Consider the following 18,628-nt stretch of genomic DNA (forward strand, 5'->3'; position numbering starts at 1 on the left):
TTACCAAGTTTTACCAAGTTTTTTTATAAAAAAGGTGACCAAGCCGGCGATTTCACCTGTCCATCAGCCGCCGGTAGTCGTGCTTTAAAACGCCCATCCATAGAAACCAGTGCCAACACTTGCGAACGACCATGCATAGTGCTGTAAATTATCATCGAACCGTTAGGAGCAATACTCGGTGACTCATCTAGGTTAGTAGCGGTCAACACTTGCAAATAACGGGTCTGTCTGTCCATTCTTGCCAGATGATAGCGGCCGTTGGTACGGTTAACCATAACTATCGACTGACCATCTGGTGAGTAAGTCCCCGCCAGATTCATTTCGCCTTCGAACGTTAAGCGACGGGTATCGCCTGTATTCAAATTTACGCTATAAAGTTGTGGATTACCACCGCGCTCAGAACTGAACACAATCTCGCTACCATCGGGTGACCAGCTCGGTTCTGTATCAATGGCGCGATGACTGGTCACGCGGGTTAACGCTTTGGTGGCCACATCCATCACATAAATTTCTGCATTGCCATCTTTTGACAATACCATCGCAATCTTTCTGCCATCAGGTGACCAGGTTGGGGCACTGTTAATACCCGGGAACGAGGTCAAAATGGTACGACGGCCGCTGTAAATATCTTGAATATAAATTTGTGCCTGACGCTTTTCAAAAGTGACATAAGCTAATTTGGTACCGTCTGGTGACCAGTTAGGCGACATCAATGGTTCTTTCGAGCGTAATAATACTTGCTCATTATAGCCGTCGTAATCAGCAACGACTAATTGATATTGAAACTCTGCATTAGGACGCACTAAAACATAAGCAATCTTGGTTAAGAAAGCACCGCGTTCACCGGTTAACTTTTCGTAGACAATATCGCTAATACGATGGGCGTACTGACGGAATTGACTGCCGTTAATCGTGGTTTCACGACTGTCTAACAAATACTGTGGTGAACCGCCTAAGATACCGCTATTCAACATCTGGCTGCTTAAACCAGTGCTACCTTTTAATACATCAATTAATTCAAAACTAACACTGTAACGGTCGATGCCAATCTCAGTAATAGAACCCATTAAAATGGCTTCTACACCTTCTTTTGCCCAAGCTGAAAAATTAATGTCAGCTGAGGTTGCAGGACGCTGTGGCATTTTTAAAAACGAAATAGGATTAAACTTACCGCTACGCATTAAATCGGCAGACACGACATCCGCGATATTTTCTTTAGGCAAGGTAGTGCCTTTAAACGTGAACGGTAACACCGCCACCGGACGGGCAGAATCAACACCACCGGTAATCACAATTTCTAAAGAAGCATGCGCTTGCATACCGACCAGCAGTAAGACACTGCAACCTAATTTACGTAATAAATTCATCATCTAAATTCTGGTGCCACCGTTAATGTTATGTCTTTGAGTTGGTTATATACATCAGGATCAGCTGACATCGGCAAGGTCCCTGCCCGATTTACCGCTCGCACTGCTGCATCACATACCACCCGCTCACCGCTAATCACATTGACACTTGTCACAAAACCATTGGTTGCTAAGCGAATATTTACCCGACAAGTACGGCCACGCATGGTCGATTCATCTTTAATCAAGTTTCTATCAATCGCATCGCTGATCATCGCGGTATAGCGTTGAACCTCAGTCACAGCTTGTTGTGATCTGGCTCTGCGCCGCGCTTCCGCTTCTGCGGCTAACTGCTCTTGGATCATCCGTTCGCGTTCAGCTTGCTCTCGCTCTTCACGTGCTTTTTGTTCACGTTCAGCTTGCGCTTTGGCTAACGCGGCTTGTTCCGCTTTGCGTTTCGCTTCTGCTGCTTTGGCCGCTTCTTCGGCTTTTTTGCGTTCTTGCTCTTTCGCTAACCGCTGTTGCTCAGCTGCGCGCGCTTTAGCCGCTTCGGCCTCTTGTACTTTCTTTGCTTCTGCGGCAGCTTGTCTTGAAGCCTGGGCTGCGGCATCCGCTTTGCGTTTTTCTTCTGCTACCCGTTTTAAGCGGGCTTCTTCTGCTGTACGTGAATTTTCAGCTTCTTTCGCACGGCGTTCTAAATCTCTAATACGTTTCTCTTCAGCTTTACGTGTGTCATCTTGCTGTTTTTTAATCTCAGCAACACGCTGTTCTAACGCTTGTTTGTCAATCGCCACCGCTTCAACAGGCGCCGGTGGTGGCGGAGGTGGCGCATCGGCACTGAGCCCTGCTTCACTTGATAACATAATTTCAGTTGGCTTTGGCCAAAAACTTAAGGTACTGATGAATAAACCCAGCACTAACGCAAGGTGCAAGCCTACTGATTTTGCCAGTGGTTTTTGCCACCACTTTGCTTGCAACTCAGACTTCATTGTCAGTCATCAACCCGACAGCGGGAGCCCCAGCGTTTTTTAACACATTGATCAGGCGTATTACTGAATTGTAATCCACACGACCATCACCTTTTACTATCACCTGAGTGCCAGGCTCGATACTTAACCAACTTGCAACCTCAACCTGTAACTGTGACGCGGTAAAAGGGCCTTGCTGGTTACCGTCTTTTTCAAAATAATACAAACCATCTTCATCAACGGTGGCCACCAAGGGCGTTTTACCGTCTTTCATTTGTTCAATCGGTTGTGCCGCTGATTTTGGCAGTTCAACCTTCACACCTTGCGTGATAATCGGTGTGGTAATCATAAAAATCACCAACAGCACCAGCATAACGTCGATATAAGGTACTACGTTAATCTCAGCAACTGGGCGGCGCTTTTTACGCGGGTATATCATTAGCCTTGATCTCCGCTACTGACCTGGCGATGCAGAATGTTCGCAAACTCTTCAACAAAATTGATGTAGCTGCTTTCAATCTGCTCAACCTGCGTTGAGAACTTGTTGTAAGCAATAACGGCCGGGATGGCAGCAAATAAACCAATTGCAGTGGCAATTAAGGCTTCAGCGATACCAGGCGCCACCATCGCTAGGGTGGCTTGTTGCACCGCACCTAAAGCGATAAAAGAATTCATAATACCCCAGACAGTACCGAACAAACCGATATACGGGCTGATCGAACCGACAGTGGCTAAAAACGGCAAATCCGATTCTAAGCGTTCTACTTCGCGCGACAAACCTACGCGCATGGCACGATGCGTACCGTCCATCACTGCCGCTGATTGGCGACTGGTTTTGTGCATACGCGCGAACTCTTTAAAGCCTGACTTGAACAAGGCTTCCATACCGTTGGCTTGTTGGCGTGCACTGACTTCAGCATATAACTTTGATAAATCAATGCCCGACCAAAAACGGTCTTCAAACTTTTTCGCATCACTTAACGCTTCGGTTAAGATCTTCTTGCGTTTAAAAATCATCGCCCACGAGGTTACTGACATCCCCACCAGGATTAACATTACTGCCTGAACAACTATGCTGGCATCGAGCAATAAATGCAGAATGGAAATTTCACCTGACACGCGATAATACCTCTGTTATTTCTGCGGGTATTGAACGAGCTTTTAACTGCTCTGGGTCAACACACGCTATCTTAATCTCTGCAGCACACACAATTTGTTGGGCTGCATTGTGAATTTCTTGTTTAAAACATAAACTAGCACGCTTTAAGGTACTGATTTCACTGGACACCGTCAACAGCTCATTGAACTTTGCAGGGCGAGTATTCTTCATCTGTACTTCAGTTACCACAAAAGCGACTTTATTCGCTAACCAGATATCTTGCTCAACTCCTAGGGCACGCAACCATTCGGTGCGCGCTCTTTCGAAGTATTTCAGGTAGTTTGCATAGTAAACAATGCCGCCAGCATCGGTATCTTCATAATACACCCGCACTGACCAAGAGAAGTTGTTTCGCTGCATCTGGTTCCGCTTTATTTCGCGCCTGTATGATAATTAAGCCAGCGTACAAACTCAATTGGCTGTCGACCAATTTCGTAACTATATTTTTTTACACTGACTACTTGTTTTTTATTAAAACATTACGTTGACACAGGTCTATCGGCTAAGTTCAGAATAAAAGCCGATTTTTTAGGTACAAATTATCGTTTTAAGCGATAAAAAGTAATCTGTTGCTATCATGCTTGATTTAGATGAATGGCAGATGAATTTCAGTAATAGCTTACGATAAACTCGTAAGTCTCTTTTTATCCTCATCATCTTAACCCTTGACGAACCATTAGTTTTTTTAATGTCAAAACGCCAGTTTTTCTCGTTTGAAGTAAAAACTCCAATTCTCTATCATACGCAGGTGTTCTGAGCTAGCGCAAAGACAATCAAAATTTTGGTAGCGCCTTTTGATTGTTTAGTACAGGTCACTTAACAATGAGACTTTGTGAGAGAGGTTTTGTTGTTTGCTCCAAACATGTTCCCTGGATTTATTGAAGCAGTTCCTGAAATTGTTGCTTGCCCGCTCATTGAGCGGGCTTTTTTTTGCTTAAAACCCGAGTAACAACACCCTTATGTTGGTGTCTGTGGCAGGTCAAAACCTAAATGCTGATAAGCACGAGGCGTGGCTATTCGCCCCCGTGGCGTGCGTTGAATATAACCTTGCTGAATTAAAAAGGGTTCAATCACATCTTCAATGGTTTCTTTTTCTTCACCGATGGCAGCAGCTAAGTTATCTAATCCTACTGGCCCCCCCATAAACTTATCAATAATGGCATCGAGTAATTTACGATCCATGTAATCAAAACCTTGTGCATCTACATCAACCATTTTCAGCGCGGCAGACGCTACTTCAACACTGACTATGCCATTAGCTCTAACCTGAGCATAATCTCGCACACGACGTAACAAACGGTTAGCGATACGCGGTGTACCACGAGCACGTCGTGCAATTTCAGTGGCACCGGCTTCATCTAACTGCATATTAAGGAAGTTGGCCGAGCGTTGAATAATTTGCGTCAGCTCTTCTACTTTATAAAATTCCAATCGTTGCACGATACCAAAGCGATCGCGCAAAGGTGATGTCAGAGCACCAGCTCGGGTGGTGGCCCCTACTAGGGTAAAAGGCGGTAAGTCGAGTTTAATTGAGCGCGCCGCAGGGCCTTCACCAATCATCAGATCTAACTGATAATCCTCCATGGCCGGATACAGAATTTCTTCTACCACAGGGCTTAAACGATGAATTTCATCGATAAAAAGCACATCATTTTCTTCAAGATTGGTCAGTAATGCCGCCAAATCACCGGCCTTTTCTAGTACAGGCCCAGAGGTGGTTTTAATGTTCACCCCCATTTCATTGGCCACAATCATGGCTAAGGTGGTTTTACCTAAACCTGGCGGGCCAAAAATCAATAAATGATCGAGCGGCTCACCGCGCCCGCGGGCGGCTTCGATAAAGATCGCCATTTGCTCACGCACATGCGCTTGGCCGGTATAATCGGCCAGCGATTTTGGCCGAATAGCCCTGTCGATGGCTTCTTCTTCTTTAAATGCGCTAGGCTGGATCAGACGATCTGCTTCTATCATGCTATGCCTTTTATAACTGCTTTGTGTGCTTAGAAAACGCCACGATTAACCGCGATACAGGCCAGCATGACACTCTGCTTAGCCTGGCTTACGGGGTTAAATCATACTCTTTAACGCTGCTTTAATCAGCTGCTCGCTGCTCATGCCAGGTTTCAGTTGTTGTTGCACCGCTTTTGCCGCTTGCGCTTGCGAATAGCCTAAACCGAATAAGGCACTAATCGCATCTTGCTCTGCCGAAGCCGGAGGCGCAAATAAAGCTTCATCCTCCTGCATAATCATTTTATCGGTGATGGGCGTATTTGAACTGACGCCCCAATCTTTTAGGCGATCACGCATTTCAATCACTAAACGCTCGGCCGTTTTTTTACCGACACCCGGCAATTTTACCAAGGTACTGAGATCATCAAATTGCACACAACGTACAAAATGCTGCGCGGTCATGCCAGAAAGGATAGTTAACGCCAACTTTGGCCCAACGCCATTTGCTTTAATTAATTGTCGAAACAAACTACGCTCAGTTTGATTACTAAAGCCATAAAGTAACTGTGCGTCTTCGCGCACCACAAAGTGGGTGTAAATCACCGCGGGCTTACCCACTTCGGGCAAAGCATAAAAACTGGTGAGGGGTAATTGCACTTCGTAACCTACACCGGCCACGTCCAATAATAAATCGGGTGGCTGCTTTTCTAAAATAATACCGCTTAAACGTCCAATCATCTGTTTTCTTATCTTTGGGCGGCGTTAACGTAAACGGCCGCGAACTGTTTTACTGGCTTGCCCCGCCATGGCAATTAAACTTTGCTGCGTATGACCATGGCACAATGCCACGGCCAGTGCATCTGCCGCATCGGCTTGAGGACTCGCAGATAACTTTAATAAATGCCGGATCATATGTTGTACTTGCGCTTTATCCGCCGCGCCACTGCCCACTACGGCTTGTTTCACTTGCCGCGCCGAATATTCATGCACCACTAAACCGGCATTTTTAGCCGCCACAATAGCCGCGCCCCTCGCCTGACCTAATTTGAGTGCGGAATCGGGGTTGCGTGCCATAAACACTTGTTCAATGGCAAAAATAGTCGGTTGCGTTTGCGCAATAATTTCACTGATGCCGTTAAAGATCCGCAGTAAACGCTCAGGAAAGTCATCAGTGCCTAAACGAATACAACCACTGGCCACATAATGAAACTGCCCACCTTGCTGGCGAACCACACCGTAACCCGTTAAACGACTACCAGGGTCGATGCCCAGAATAATATTCAAGGCTACTCCAAGCTAGCCATAATGTCGTCACTGATCTGCGCATTATGATAAACGTTTTGTACATCGTCAGAATCTTCTAACGCATCCAGTAATTTGATAAATTTCTCTGCCGTCTCAGCATCCAATTCGGCATGCGTATCAGGCACTAAGGTTAGCTCAGCAGAGTCAGCCACAAAGCCTGCACCGTTAAGCGCATCCTGTACTGCACTGAAATACTCAGGGCTAGTGAGCACCTCGATGCTGCCATCTTCTTGGGTTTGTACATCATCGGCACCGGCATCCAGTGCCACATCTAAGATTTGCTCTTCATCAGCGCCGACGGCAAAGCACAACACGCCTTTGCGATGAAATAAATAAGAGACCGAACCTGAGGTGCCTAAGTTACCCATATTTTTCGAAAAGGCATGGCGCACATCAGCAACGGTACGTTTATTGTTATCGGTGAGTGTTTCGACAATCACCGCCACACCACCTGGGCCATAACCTTCATAAACGAGTTCTTCGTAGTTATCGGCATCATGCATACCGGCACCACGTTTAATGGCTCGGTCGATGGTATCGCGCGTCATATTTTCGGCTAAAGCGCGATCGACAGCTAAACGTAAGCGTGGGTTTGCTTGCACATCAGCACTGATCTTCGCCGCTACCGTAAGTTCGCGGATCATCTTGGTCCAGATCTTATTTTTTTTGGCATCCTGACGGGCTTTACGATGCTTCATGTTAGCCCATTTGCTATGTCCAGCCATGTCTTACTCCTCTTAGCTAATCATAAACAGGATATAAAGGCACAACGAGGCACTTGGGCCTCGTTGTGTAATGCAGTAACTACGCTTTTGGCGTGACTTGGATACCCAACTCAGCCAGTTGTTGTGGGTTGGCCGCACCAGGTGCATCCGTTAATGGACACGCAGCAGTGGCAGTTTTAGGGAACGCCATCACATCACGAATAGAGGTTGCACCGGTCATTAACATGACTAAGCGATCTAAACCAAAAGCTAAACCGGCATGTGGCGGTGCGCCATACTTTAACGCTTCGAGTAAGAAGCCAAATTTTTCTGCTGCCTCTTCATCGCTAATACCCAGTAACGTGAACACTTTTGCTTGAACTTCTGCGGTATGAATACGGACTGAGCCACCGCCTAATTCGGTACCGTTTAGCACCATGTCATAGGCATTGGATAACAATTCACCCAGCTTTAATTCTTGGTTAGGCGTAGCTAAAAAGCTTTGCGTATCTAATGGTGAGGTAAACGGGTGATGTACTGCTGAGTAACTGCCATCATCGTTTTCTTCAAACATTGGGAAGTCGACTACCCACAATGGCTTCCAACCGGGTTGAGTAATTTGTAAATCTTCCCCCAGTTTTAAGCGCAGTGCGCCCATGGCTTCACAGACCACTTTATAGCTGTCAGCACCAAAGAAAATTAAATCACCGTTAGCGGCTGCTGTACGCGCTAAAATGTCAGTAATGATGCTCGGGCTTAAAAACTTCGCCACCGGCGATTGCACACCTTCGGCTCCCGCGGCAACGTCATTTACTTTCATCCAAGCAAGGCCTTTTGCACCGTAAATGCTGACAAATTGGGTATAGTTATCAATATCTTTGCGCGATACTTTTTCTGCTGCGCCTGGCACTTTTAATGCCACTACGCGGCCTTTTGCATCGTTTGCTGGGCCTGAAAAAACTTTAAACTCAACGTCTTTCAGTAAATCAGCAACGTCGACAAACTGCATGGGGTTACGCAGATCAGGTTTATCTGAGCCGTATAAACGCATTGCTTCCCAGTATGGCATTTGTGGGAAGGTGCCTAAATCCACACCGAGCAATTGTTCAAACATCTGCTGAACCATTTGCTCCGTTACCGCCATCACTTCTGGCGCACTCATAAAAGAGGTTTCAATATCGATCTGAGTAAATTCAGGCTGGCGATCGGCACGTAAATCTTCATCACGAAAACATTTTACGATCTGATAATAGCGATCTAAACCCGACATCATCAGCAGTTGTTTAAATAACTGGGGAGACTGTGGCAAAGCGAAAAACTCGCCTTTGTGCGTGCGGCTTGGCACTAAATAATCTCGCGCACCTTCTGGGGTGGCTTTGGTTAAAATGGGGGTTTCAACATCTAAAAAGCCATTGCCGTCCATAAAGTTACGTACAAAGCTGGTGACTTTAGCGCGAAACTTTAAACGTTCGCTCATTAATGGCCGGCGTAAATCAAGATAGCGGTATTTTAAGCGTTGTTCTTCGCTGTTCTCATGATTAAAGTCTAGAGGCAGCGGCGCTGACTTATTTAAAATGGTGAGCGCACTGGCATACACTTCAACCGCACCCGTCGCCATGTCTTTGTTAATTTGTGAAGCGGGACGTGCCCGAACTTGCCCGGTGACTTGAATACAATATTCATTGCGCAAGGTGTAAGCGACGTCGAATAACGCTTTCAGATCAGGATCACAAACGACTTGCACCAAGCCTTCGCGATCTCGCATATCGATAAAAATTAACCCACCCAGATCCCGACGACGGTTTACCCAGCCACTAAGTGTGACCTGCTGATCGACTTCGTTTACCGATAACTTACCGCAATAATGACTACGCATTAATTTATCCTTTCTCCATGCTGAACAACTGAAAGCAACTGATTTGAATGACGGCAATTATAGCGAAAAGCGCTTTAAAGTCACTGCCCAGAGCCGAAAACTCTGCTTAGTCGCTAGCTTAACACGATAAGTTTTCAGCGCTCGGCAAATTTCAGGTAAACTAGCCGCCATTTTCGTGACAACCACTGAGTGTGTTAATGCAAAAAGACCACGTTTATGCCGAACCTTTGGCACATATTCAGGATTTCCGTTTTGATGATGCGGTAGCCGACGTTTTTCCTGACATGATCCAGCGCTCTATTCCTGGCTACCAAACGATTATTCAAACCATCGGTAAATTGACTGCGCGCTATCAGCAGGCAAATAGCCATTATTATGATTTAGGCTGCTCGTTAGGGGCGGCCAGTTTGTCCATGCGCCGCCATATTACCGCCGACAATTGTAAAGTGATCGCAGTGGATAATAGCAGTGCCATGATTGAGCGTTGTCAGCGTCATTTGCAAGCCTTTCGCTCGGATGTGCCGGTGGACGCCATATTAGGTGATATTCGACAGCTTACTATTGAAAATGCTGCGGTGGTGGTGGTGAACTTTACCATGCAATTTTTGGCGCCAGAAGATCGCCAAGCTCTACTCAACAAAATTTATCAGGGGTTAAAACCGGGTGGCCTTTTGATCATCTCAGAAAAATTTAAAGCCGATACCCCTGTTAATGATGAATTGCTGATTGATTTGTACCATGATTTTAAACGCGCCAATGGTTACAGCGAATTAGAAATTAGCCAAAAACGCACCGCGCTGGAAAAAGTTATGCGCCCCGACACGCTCGCCACCCACAGTGCGCGCCTGCAGCAAGCCGGCTTTCATTCGCACAGTGTCTGGTTTCAATGTTTTAATTTTTGCTCGATGTTTGCTTTAAAGGATTGATTCGCATGTTGGACTTTTCCGCTTTTTATGCGCAGCTTGCCACCAGCCGTCTGCACCCTTGGCTAGAAACCTTACCGGCGCAATTAGCGTTGTGGTCGAAAACCGCGCTACATGGTGAATTTAAACAATGGCAAAAAATACTTGCGAATCTGCCAGCGACTCGCGTCTCGCAAATAGCGCTGGCTGACGCTGTTGCCTTTGGTCAAGCAAGTGATATTAGCGCGGGTGAAACAGAACGCATTCGCTTTTTACTGCAGCAATTAAAACCTTGGCGCAAAGGCCCCTTTCAGATCCATGGTATTGATATTGATACCGAGTGGCGTTCAGATTGGAAATGGCAACGGGTGCTGCCGCACATCAGTGATTTAACCGAGCGTTTGGTATTAGATGTCGGCTGTGGCAGTGGCTATCATTTATGGCGGATGCGCGGCGCTGGGGCGCGCTTTGTTGTGGGTATTGATCCCTCACAGCTGTTTTATACGCAATTTCAAGCCATTAAACATTTTAATCCCGATCCGCAGGTTAATTTACTGCCGATTGGTATAGATGATATGCCGGCGTTAAAGCAATTTGATACGGTGTTCTCAATGGGGGTGTTATATCATCGCCGCTCGCCGTTAGACTTTTTACAGCAACTAAAACAACAGCTGCGCCCCGGTGGTGAATTGGTGCTAGAGACACTGGTTATTGAAGGTGATGCACAAACCGTATTGGTACCCGGTGAACGCTATGCCAAAATGCGTAATGTTTGGTTTATCCCCAGCACAGCCGCCTTGTGTCACTGGTTAGAACGGCTGGGTTTTCAAGATATTAAACTGGTCGATTTAAATCACACCAGCTTGGATGAACAACGTGCCACCCCTTGGATGGAAAATGAAAGTCTGATTGATTTTCTTGACCCAAATGACCATAGTAAGACCATTGAGGGTTATCCAGCACCATTACGTGCGGTGGTGGTAGCCAGGGTTTAAGCAAAGTAAGGAAACGGCTCGTTATGCCCTATCGCCCAAAGTCCACGTTAGAGCAATGGCGCATTTTACAAGCGGTGGTTGATGCTGGTGGCTATGCCCAAGCGGCCGAGTTGCTCAACAAAAGTCAATCATCGCTTAATCATGCCGTCGCAAAGTTACAAACCCAGCTGGGTGTAGAATTGCTCGAAGTGATTGGGCGTAAAGCGCAACTGACTGCCGCCGGCGAAGTTATGCTTCGTCGTTCGCGTATTTTAACGCAACAAATTGAAGATCTTGAACTGCTGGCCGATAACTTAGATAAAGGCTGGGAGCCAGAAATTCGTATCGCCACTGAGTTAGCCTACCCCAAACACTATTTATACCAAGCATTACAGCAATTTTATCCAATGAGTCGTGGCAGCCGAGTACAAATTATTGATACGGTGCTGACGGGAACTAGCGAAATTATTACTCAAAAAAAAGCCGATTTAGTCATTACTGGCATGGTGCCAAAAGGCTATTTAAGTGAGCCGTTGTCGATCACCCGTTTTATTCCCGTGGTGGGCGCGACGCACCCGTTAGCGCAGCTACCAAGCCTAGACCAAAATGAACTGAGCCAACAACTGCAAATTGTTATTCGTGACACCGCCGTTAAACCGCAAGAACATATTGGCTGGTTAAAAGCTGAGCAACGTTGGACGGTAAATAACTTTTATGAAGCAGTCGATATATTATTACTCGGCTTAGGCTTTTGTTGGTTACCCGATTTTGTGGTGGCACCGCTGTTAGCCGATAAAACCTTGTTTCGGCTACCGCTGCAACAAAGTACCGAACGTTTTGCCCCGATGAGTTTATTGGCACCACAAGAAGAATCTCTTGGCCCCGGCAGTCGTCAGCTGCGTCAGCTGTTACTGGCCGTCCATCAAAAATAATAAGGAACCCCTATGCAATCTGCCGAAATAAACCAGTTAATGCATGCCGCCGCACAAGATGCGATCGCTTATGCCGCCGAACAACATCAATTAACGCTAGATGGATCTGCCGAAAGTTTAGCGGTCGTCGACACCTTGTTGTCGGCGTTACACAAAGATCAGCAGCATCGGCAACATTCTGGCGAAATGTTATTTACACTTTGTAATATTATTGGCGCTTATGTCGGTGAAGTGTTCATTAAACTGGTCGGGGGTGAGTGGAACAACAATCAACAAGATCAATCTGCACCTTATATTGCAGTGACCTTTGGCGACAAAGAATTTCCTTTTGCTTCAGTCTGTTACCATAAGATCGCCAATGACGACACCATCAGTTTACAAGACTATGTTCGCCAAGCGAAAGAGAATGCTATGCAGTAAGGCTTTTGTCTGCGCGGTTAAACGGGTAAAATGGTTAGCACTTTAGCCAACCCACATAGCCATTCGAGGAAAGCCGTGAGCGAGCACAACACATCTTTAAGTTACAAAGACGCCGGAGTAGACATTGACGCAGGCAATGCGTTAGTTGACCGCATCAAAGGTGCCGTAAAACGCACCACTCGCCCAGAAGTCATGGGTGGTTTAGGCGGTTTCGGTGCGCTGTGCCAAATCCCTGCCGGTTATAAAGAGCCGGTGTTAGTCTCTGGTACCGATGGCGTGGGCACAAAACTACGCTTAGCCATGGACTTAAAACGCCATGATGGCGTAGGTATCGACTTAGTTGCCATGTGCGTCAACGATTTAGTGGTGCAAGGCGCTGAGCCATTATTCTTTTTAGATTACTACGCCACAGGCAAGTTGGATGTTGACACCGCCGCCCGCGTTGTTACTGGCATCGCTGAAGGCTGTGTGCAATCAGGTTGTTCTTTGGTCGGTGGTGAAACGGCTGAAATGCCCGGCATGTACCACGGTGATGATTACGATATCGCAGGTTTCTGTGTAGGCGTAGTTGAAAAAGCCGACATTATCGATGGCAGCAAAGTACAACCGGGCGATCAACTTATTGCATTGGCCTCGTCTGGTCCTCACTCTAATGGCTTTTCATTAATTCGCAAAGTATTAGAAGTGTCAGGTCAGTCAGCAGACACCTTATTAGAAGGTAAGTCGTTAGCCGATCACCTACTAGAACCTACCCGAATTTATGTGAAAAACCTGCTAAGCTTGTTTAAAACCAGCCCTGTGCATGCGTTATGTCACATTACCGGTGGCGGTTTCTGGGAAAATATTCCTCGCGTCTTACCGGCTAATACCAAAGCTGTTATTGACGGTAAAAGCTGGCAATGGCCCGCCATTTTTAACTGGTTACAGCAACAAGGCAATATCAGCCGCCATGAAATGTATCGCACCTTTAACTGTGGTGTGGGTATGTTAGTGGTTGTGCCTGCAGCCGAATTACCTACCGCGTTAGCGACACTACAACAAGCGGGTGAAACAGCTTGGCACCTTGGCGAGATTCAAGCGGCTGCGGCAGATGAGCAGCTGGTTATTATTAACGAATAACGAGGCCGCATGAACGCTATTGTAGTACTGATCTCTGGTAATGGCAGTAATTTGCAAGCCATTATCGATGGCTGTGCGAAAGGCACGATCCCCGGTAAAATTACAGCGGTTATTGCCAACAAAGCGTCCGCTTATGGTTTGCAACGTGCAACGGCAGCGGGTATTACTACCCGTGTCGTCAGCCACAAAGACTATAGCGATCGCGCCAGTTACGATAGGGCTTTACAACAAGCCATTGAGGGTTTTGCGCCATCTTTAGTGGTGCTTGCCGGCTTTATGCGGATCCTCACGCCTGCTTTTGTGCAGCACTTTTCTGGAAAATTATTGAACATTCATCCATCTTTGTTGCCGAAGTATCAAGGTTTAGATACGCATCAGCGTGCAATTGATGCCGGCGATACTGAACATGGTTGCAGTGTCCATTTTGTGACAGAGCAACTTGATGGCGGCCCGGTGATCTTGCAAGCGAAAGTGCCTATCTTTCCAGGTGATGATGCTTCGACAGTGGCTGAACGGGTACATGAGCAAGAACATCTGATTTATCCACTGGTTGTGCGTTGGTTTTGTCAAAATCGTTTACAACAGCGCGGCAATGAGGCATGGTTAGACGGTAACTTACTTTCAGTACAAGGTTATGCCGAAGATGAGGATGATTCTGAAGTGGCGTGTTAACACGTCACTTTTTTTAAGCACACTATTATTCTGTAGTTCTGCTGTATTGGCGACATCGTTGCCAGCCCCTAGCGTTGCTGAGTCGTCGAAAGACACTGCTGCAGCACCTATTTTCACTTCCTTTAATGCTGATTATTTAGTGTACCGTGGCGGCAAAAGCCATGGCACAGCTAAACGCTATTTGCATAAAAAAGACAGCCATTATGAAATGGGCTATAGCAGTGATATCACTTGGTTAGTATTTAGTGATAAGCGTAGCGAAACGTCCACTTTTACGCTTGAGCAGGGCCGTTTAAAACCGTCACATTATAAAATGATCCGCACGGGTACCGGATCTAATCGACACTATGAATTACGTTTAGACTGGCAGAAACAACAACTTTTCACCGGTAAAAAACCCACGCTCAAGGCCATCGATTGGCAAGAAGATTGGTTAGATCCGCTAAGTTACCATCAACAATTGGTGCTGGATTTACGCGCCGGTAAAACCGATTTCACTTACCAAGTGTTAAACCGCGATGGTAATAATAAAGTGTATCACTATCAGGTAGTCACCGAAGAAGCGTTGGCCTTACCTTTTGGCACCGTTCGCGCGTTACGCATTGCCCGGGTTGAAGAAAATTCAGACAAGCAAGTTTTAGCTTGGGTTGCACCTGAGCTTGATTACATGCTCGTCAGACTTTGGCGTGGCGAAGATAACGTTGAACAATTTGATGTGCAACTGCAAAAAGTACAGTGGCTCACCCCCAACTCAACAGTCGATGGGCTCGCCACGACGGAATAACTGCGCCTCACCACTTTGCATTTTTTGCCACTGCTCATTATTAGTTAGCGGTGCAGTGGCAATAATGGTCACGACATCGTTCGGCGTGGTTTCTTGGCTAAAATCAATATCCACATCAACATCGGATAAGCGTGCTACACCAAAAGGGGCCCGGCGCGTGATCCAATGCAGTTTAGTGCTGCAAAACGCCAATAAATACTCACCATCACTGAGCAGCATATTAAATACCCCTAGCTGCTGTAACTGTGGTAATAAGCGACGAATATAGCGAAATGCGGCTTTTGGGCCTGGGCTTTTCTCTGGATAACGTGCCGCTAAAGCACTGAGTAAATAACAAAAGGCACGCTCGCTATCGGTCGTTCCCACGGGTAAAAACCGATCCACCGCTAAATGTTGATATTGGGATAACTGCCCATTGTGGGCATAAGTCCAATAACGCCCCCATAGTTCACGAGTAAACGGATGCGTATTGGCTAATGCCACTTGCCCCCGATTGGCTTGCCGCACATGCGCTACCACAGCGGTGCTTTTAATTGGGTAATCAGAAATTAAACGGGCAATTTCGGATTGATAACTGGGCAGCGCATCTTTAAAAGTACAAACGCCTTTTTGCTCGTAAAAGGCTACACCCCAGCCATCTTTATGTGGGCCTGTGCGCCCACCGCGCTCTTTTAAGCCTTTAAAACTAAAACAAATGTCGGTCGGCACATTGGCTGACATTCCCAATAATTCACACACTGGTGTATTCCCATTAATCCACAATGATGTCGTTGGCATATAAAAGTACAAACAGCGTTTGTGTTGACACACAAAGGCCAATGCTGAGCTATGCTAAAGGCTATTGTACAGAGTCTGCAACATTAGTTGACACTTTGTATAGATAAGCATTGCACAGAAGTACTTGCAACTTAAATCAAAGCGTTCTAAGCTTAGGCTTTAGTGGTCAGACCTCTTATCGCAGGAGTTAACAATGAGTATTTTTCTGGTTTGTGTAGCTTTGCTGGTGGCGACAGGCATTCTTGCCTATCATCGCGCCAGCCTCACATTATTTACCGCAGCTTTAGCGGGTGTATTATTAATTGGTACTTTTAGCGACATCGTCGGCTTTTGGTCTTGGTTAGTCTTTCTAATCGTTGCCTTACCGTTAAATATCGCTTCGGTACGTCAGCAACATTTGACAAAACCATTACTGGCGTTATATCGCAAAATTATGCCGGAAATGTCAACGACAGAAAAAGAAGCCATCGATGCCGGTACCACCTGGTGGGAAGGCGATTTATTTCGCGGTAACCCTGACTGGCATAAAATGCACAACTTCCCACAACCTCGGTTAAGTGCTGAAGAACAAGCCTTTTTAGACGGCCCAGTTGAAGAATTACTAGCCATGACAGACGACTGGCACACAACACATGAACGAGCTGATCTCGCGCCAGAAGTCTATCAATACTTAAAAGATCACGGTTTCTTTGCGATGATTATCAAAAAAGAATACGGTGGTTTAGAGTTTTCTGCTTATGCACAGTCTTGCGTATTGCAAAAATTAACCAGCAAAAGCATGGTGTTATCAAGCATCGTTGGTGTTCCTAACTCGTTAGGCCCAGGCGAACTGTTGCAACACTATGGTACTGATGAGCAAAAAAATTATTATTTACCGCGCTTAGCCAAAGGTATCGATGTGCCGTGTTTTGCTTTAACTAGCCCAGAAGCGGGTTCAGATGCCGGTGCTATCCCTGATGTGGGTATCGTTTGTAAAGGTCAGTGGCAAGGTGAAGAAGTTCTGGGTTTAAAATTAACCTGGAACAAACGTTATATTACTTTAGCGCCTATCGCTACGGTGTTAGGTTTAGCCTTTAAACTGTACGATCCAGATCATCTACTAAGTGAAGAAGAAGATCGCGGTATTACCTGTGCGTTGATCCCTGCCGACACCCCAGGTGTGAAAATCGGTCGTCGCCACTTCCCCTTGAATGTGCCGTTCCAAAATGGCCCCACGCAAGGTGAAGAAGTCTTTGTACCGATTTCTTATATCATTGGTGGTCCAGAAATGGCCGGCCAAGGTTGGCGTATGCTGGTTGAATGTTTATCTGTCGGTCGCGCCATCACATTACCGTCTAACAGCACCGGTGGGATTAAAGCTGCTGCGCTGTCTACTGGCGCCTATGCGCGTATTCGTCGTCAATTCAAATTACCTGTCGGTAAAATGGAAGGCGTTGAAGAAGCCATGGCACGCATTGGTGGTTATGCCTACATGGCCGATGCATCAACCTCTATGTCGGTAGGTGCGATTGATTTAGGTGAAAAACCGTCTGTGGTTTCTGCCATCACCAAATACCATATGACTGAGCGTATGCGTACGGCGATTAATGATGCAATGGACGTGCACGGCGGTAAAGGCATTTGCATGGGGCCAAATAACTATTTAGCTCGCGGTTATCAAGGTGCGCCAGTAGCGATCACGGTTGAAGGTGCTAATATCCTGACCCGTAACATGATCATCTATGGTCAAGGCGCGATCCGCTGTCATCCTTATGTGTTAGCCGAGTTACAAGCTGCCCAATTGACGGATGAAGGCGCAGCCGTGACTGCCTTTGATAAAGCGTTATTCGGTCATATTGGTTTTGCTATTAGTAACTTCTTCCGGACCTTCTGGTTATCGTTAACCGGTGGTGCTTTTAGTCATTCACCTTACAACGATGACACTGCGCGTTATTACAAGCAAATGAACCGCTTTAGTGCCGCCCTTGCGTTAATGTCAGATGTTGCAATGGGAACCTTAGGTGGAGACTTAAAACGTCGTGAGCGTATTTCAGCGCGTTTGGGTGACATTTTAAGTATGCTGTATATCACCTCATCAGTACTGAAGCGTTATCAAGATGAAGGTCGCCAAGTTCAAGACTTACCTTTGGTAAAATGGGCTTGTGAAGATAACATGGCTAAAGCGCAATTGGCGTTAACGGAGTTATTCGATAACTTCCCTAACCGCGTCATTGGTATCGTGCTAAAACGCATTGTCTTCCCATTTGGTCGCACGCTACGTAAACCATCAGATATGCTGGATCATCAAGTATCACGTATCATGATGACCCCTTGTGAAGCGCGCAACCGCTTAGGTAAGCACTTATATTTAACGGTTGAACCGGGAAATCAATTAGGTCGCGTAGAACAAGCCTTATTAGATGTGTTAGCTGCAGAGCCGCTGTTTGATAAAGTCAGCAAAGCCTCAGGTAAACGCTTACCCTTCTTTAAACTGCATGACGTAGCTGATATTGGTTTAGAGTTAGGCGTAATTAATAAGCAAGAGGCCGACAAATTGCGTAAAGCCGAAGAAAGCCGCTTGTTTGTGATTAACGTGGATGATTTTGAACCTGATTACTTAGCGGCAGACAAAACCTTAACCCAGCAACCCAATGGTGCTGAGGCGTTAAAAGCTGAAAGTAAGAAACAAACCAAAACAGAAGCCGCTTAAGCGCGAGACACTCTAAATAGAAAGGGCTCGTCTGACGACGGGCCCTTTTTT

Annotated in this window: 19 protein-coding genes; 8 read left to right on the forward strand and 11 right to left on the reverse strand. The window is 46.3% G+C overall.

What is annotated here, in order from left to right:
- Window positions 1-23: 23 nt before the first annotated feature.
- The 10 genes from tolB to aspS form a co-directional block, all read right to left on the reverse strand.
- Entirely contained in the window at window positions 24-1,370 is a 1,347-nt protein-coding gene (gene tolB, locus ACUJFK_RS12530; RefSeq protein ID WP_445425077.1) for a Tol-Pal system beta propeller repeat protein TolB, read from the reverse strand.
- Entirely contained in the window at window positions 1,367-2,335 is a 969-nt protein-coding gene (tolA, locus tag ACUJFK_RS12535) for a cell envelope integrity protein TolA (protein WP_445425078.1), read from the reverse strand. The genes tolB and tolA overlap by 4 nt, the downstream gene beginning before the upstream one ends.
- Entirely contained in the window at window positions 2,325-2,750 is a 426-nt protein-coding gene (gene tolR / locus ACUJFK_RS12540; protein ID WP_445426785.1) for a protein TolR, read from the reverse strand. Before tolR ends, tolA begins: the two co-directional genes overlap by 11 nt.
- Before the next feature lie 2 nt (window positions 2,751-2,752).
- Window positions 2,753-3,433 (reverse strand): protein TolQ, encoded by a 681-nt coding sequence (gene tolQ, locus ACUJFK_RS12545; RefSeq protein ID WP_226750339.1) that lies wholly within the window; start codon window positions 3,431-3,433, stop codon window positions 2,753-2,755.
- Entirely contained in the window at window positions 3,423-3,833 is a 411-nt protein-coding gene (gene ybgC / locus ACUJFK_RS12550; protein ID WP_445425079.1) for a tol-pal system-associated acyl-CoA thioesterase, read from the reverse strand. The genes tolQ and ybgC overlap by 11 nt, the downstream gene beginning before the upstream one ends.
- 597 nt (window positions 3,834-4,430) lie before the next feature.
- The gene (ruvB, locus tag ACUJFK_RS12555) at window positions 4,431-5,444 is read right to left on the reverse strand and encodes a Holliday junction branch migration DNA helicase RuvB (protein ID WP_445425080.1); all 1,014 of its coding nucleotides are present in this window, start codon (window positions 5,442-5,444) and stop codon (window positions 4,431-4,433) included.
- A gap of 96 nt (window positions 5,445-5,540) precedes the next feature.
- On the reverse strand, window positions 5,541-6,161 hold the full coding sequence (ruvA, locus tag ACUJFK_RS12560; protein WP_445425081.1) for a Holliday junction branch migration protein RuvA: 621 nt from the start codon (window positions 6,159-6,161) through the stop codon (window positions 5,541-5,543).
- Between the two features lie 24 nt (window positions 6,162-6,185).
- Window positions 6,186-6,707, reverse strand: coding sequence for a crossover junction endodeoxyribonuclease RuvC (gene ruvC / locus ACUJFK_RS12565; protein WP_445425082.1), 522 nt, complete (start codon window positions 6,705-6,707; stop codon window positions 6,186-6,188).
- 2 nt (window positions 6,708-6,709) lie between these two features.
- Window positions 6,710-7,453, reverse strand: a complete 744-nt coding sequence (locus ACUJFK_RS12570) for a YebC/PmpR family DNA-binding transcriptional regulator (RefSeq protein ID WP_445425083.1) — start codon at window positions 7,451-7,453, stop codon at window positions 6,710-6,712.
- Window positions 7,454-7,532: 79 nt separating this feature from the next.
- The gene (aspS, locus tag ACUJFK_RS12575) at window positions 7,533-9,308 is read right to left on the reverse strand and encodes an aspartate--tRNA ligase (RefSeq protein ID WP_445425084.1); all 1,776 of its coding nucleotides are present in this window, start codon (window positions 9,306-9,308) and stop codon (window positions 7,533-7,535) included.
- Between the two features lie 197 nt (window positions 9,309-9,505).
- On the opposite strand from aspS, the gene cmoA reads away from it, so the two are divergent.
- The 7 genes from cmoA to ACUJFK_RS12610 all read left to right on the forward strand — a co-directional run bounded on the left by cmoA (window position 9,506) and on the right by ACUJFK_RS12610 (window position 15,111).
- Complete coding sequence (gene cmoA, locus ACUJFK_RS12580; RefSeq protein ID WP_226750346.1) at window positions 9,506-10,234, forward strand: carboxy-S-adenosyl-L-methionine synthase CmoA; 729 nt, start codon at window positions 9,506-9,508, stop codon at window positions 10,232-10,234.
- 5 nt (window positions 10,235-10,239) lie between these two features.
- Entirely contained in the window at window positions 10,240-11,205 is a 966-nt protein-coding gene (cmoB, locus tag ACUJFK_RS12585) for a tRNA 5-methoxyuridine(34)/uridine 5-oxyacetic acid(34) synthase CmoB (RefSeq protein WP_255654443.1), read from the forward strand.
- 23 nt (window positions 11,206-11,228) lie between these two features.
- Window positions 11,229-12,116 carry a LysR family transcriptional regulator gene (locus ACUJFK_RS12590; protein ID WP_445425085.1) on the forward strand — a complete coding sequence of 296 codons (888 nt, stop codon included), beginning with the start codon at window positions 11,229-11,231 and terminating at the stop codon, window positions 12,114-12,116.
- 12 nt (window positions 12,117-12,128) lie between these two features.
- A complete protein-coding gene (locus ACUJFK_RS12595) occupies window positions 12,129-12,536 on the forward strand; it encodes a hypothetical protein (RefSeq protein ID WP_445425086.1) in 408 nt (135 codons plus the stop codon).
- Between the two features lie 75 nt (window positions 12,537-12,611).
- Window positions 12,612-13,655, forward strand: a complete 1,044-nt coding sequence (gene purM, locus ACUJFK_RS12600; protein ID WP_226750349.1) for a phosphoribosylformylglycinamidine cyclo-ligase — start codon at window positions 12,612-12,614, stop codon at window positions 13,653-13,655.
- A 9-nt stretch (window positions 13,656-13,664) separates the two neighbouring features.
- Window positions 13,665-14,327: a phosphoribosylglycinamide formyltransferase gene (purN, locus tag ACUJFK_RS12605; RefSeq protein WP_445425087.1), complete on the forward strand. Its 663-nt coding sequence runs from the start codon at window positions 13,665-13,667 to the stop codon at window positions 14,325-14,327.
- 58 nt (window positions 14,328-14,385) lie between these two features.
- Window positions 14,386-15,111 carry a DUF3108 domain-containing protein gene (locus tag ACUJFK_RS12610; RefSeq protein WP_445425088.1) on the forward strand — a complete coding sequence of 242 codons (726 nt, stop codon included), beginning with the start codon at window positions 14,386-14,388 and terminating at the stop codon, window positions 15,109-15,111.
- Here the strand turns inward: ACUJFK_RS12610 and ACUJFK_RS12615 are convergent.
- Window positions 15,079-15,849 (reverse strand): class II glutamine amidotransferase, encoded by a 771-nt coding sequence (locus ACUJFK_RS12615; RefSeq protein ID WP_306178141.1) that lies wholly within the window; start codon window positions 15,847-15,849, stop codon window positions 15,079-15,081. The two genes, ACUJFK_RS12610 and ACUJFK_RS12615, sit on opposite strands and share 33 nt — an antisense overlap.
- Window positions 15,850-16,081: 232 nt before the next feature.
- Between ACUJFK_RS12615 and fadE the strand changes: the two genes are divergently transcribed.
- Complete coding sequence (fadE, locus tag ACUJFK_RS12620) at window positions 16,082-18,577, forward strand: acyl-CoA dehydrogenase FadE (protein WP_306178140.1); 2,496 nt, start codon at window positions 16,082-16,084, stop codon at window positions 18,575-18,577.
- The last annotated feature ends 51 nt before the right edge of the window (window positions 18,578-18,628 follow it).

It is taken from the genome of Alishewanella sp. HL-SH06, from assembly GCF_052656265.1.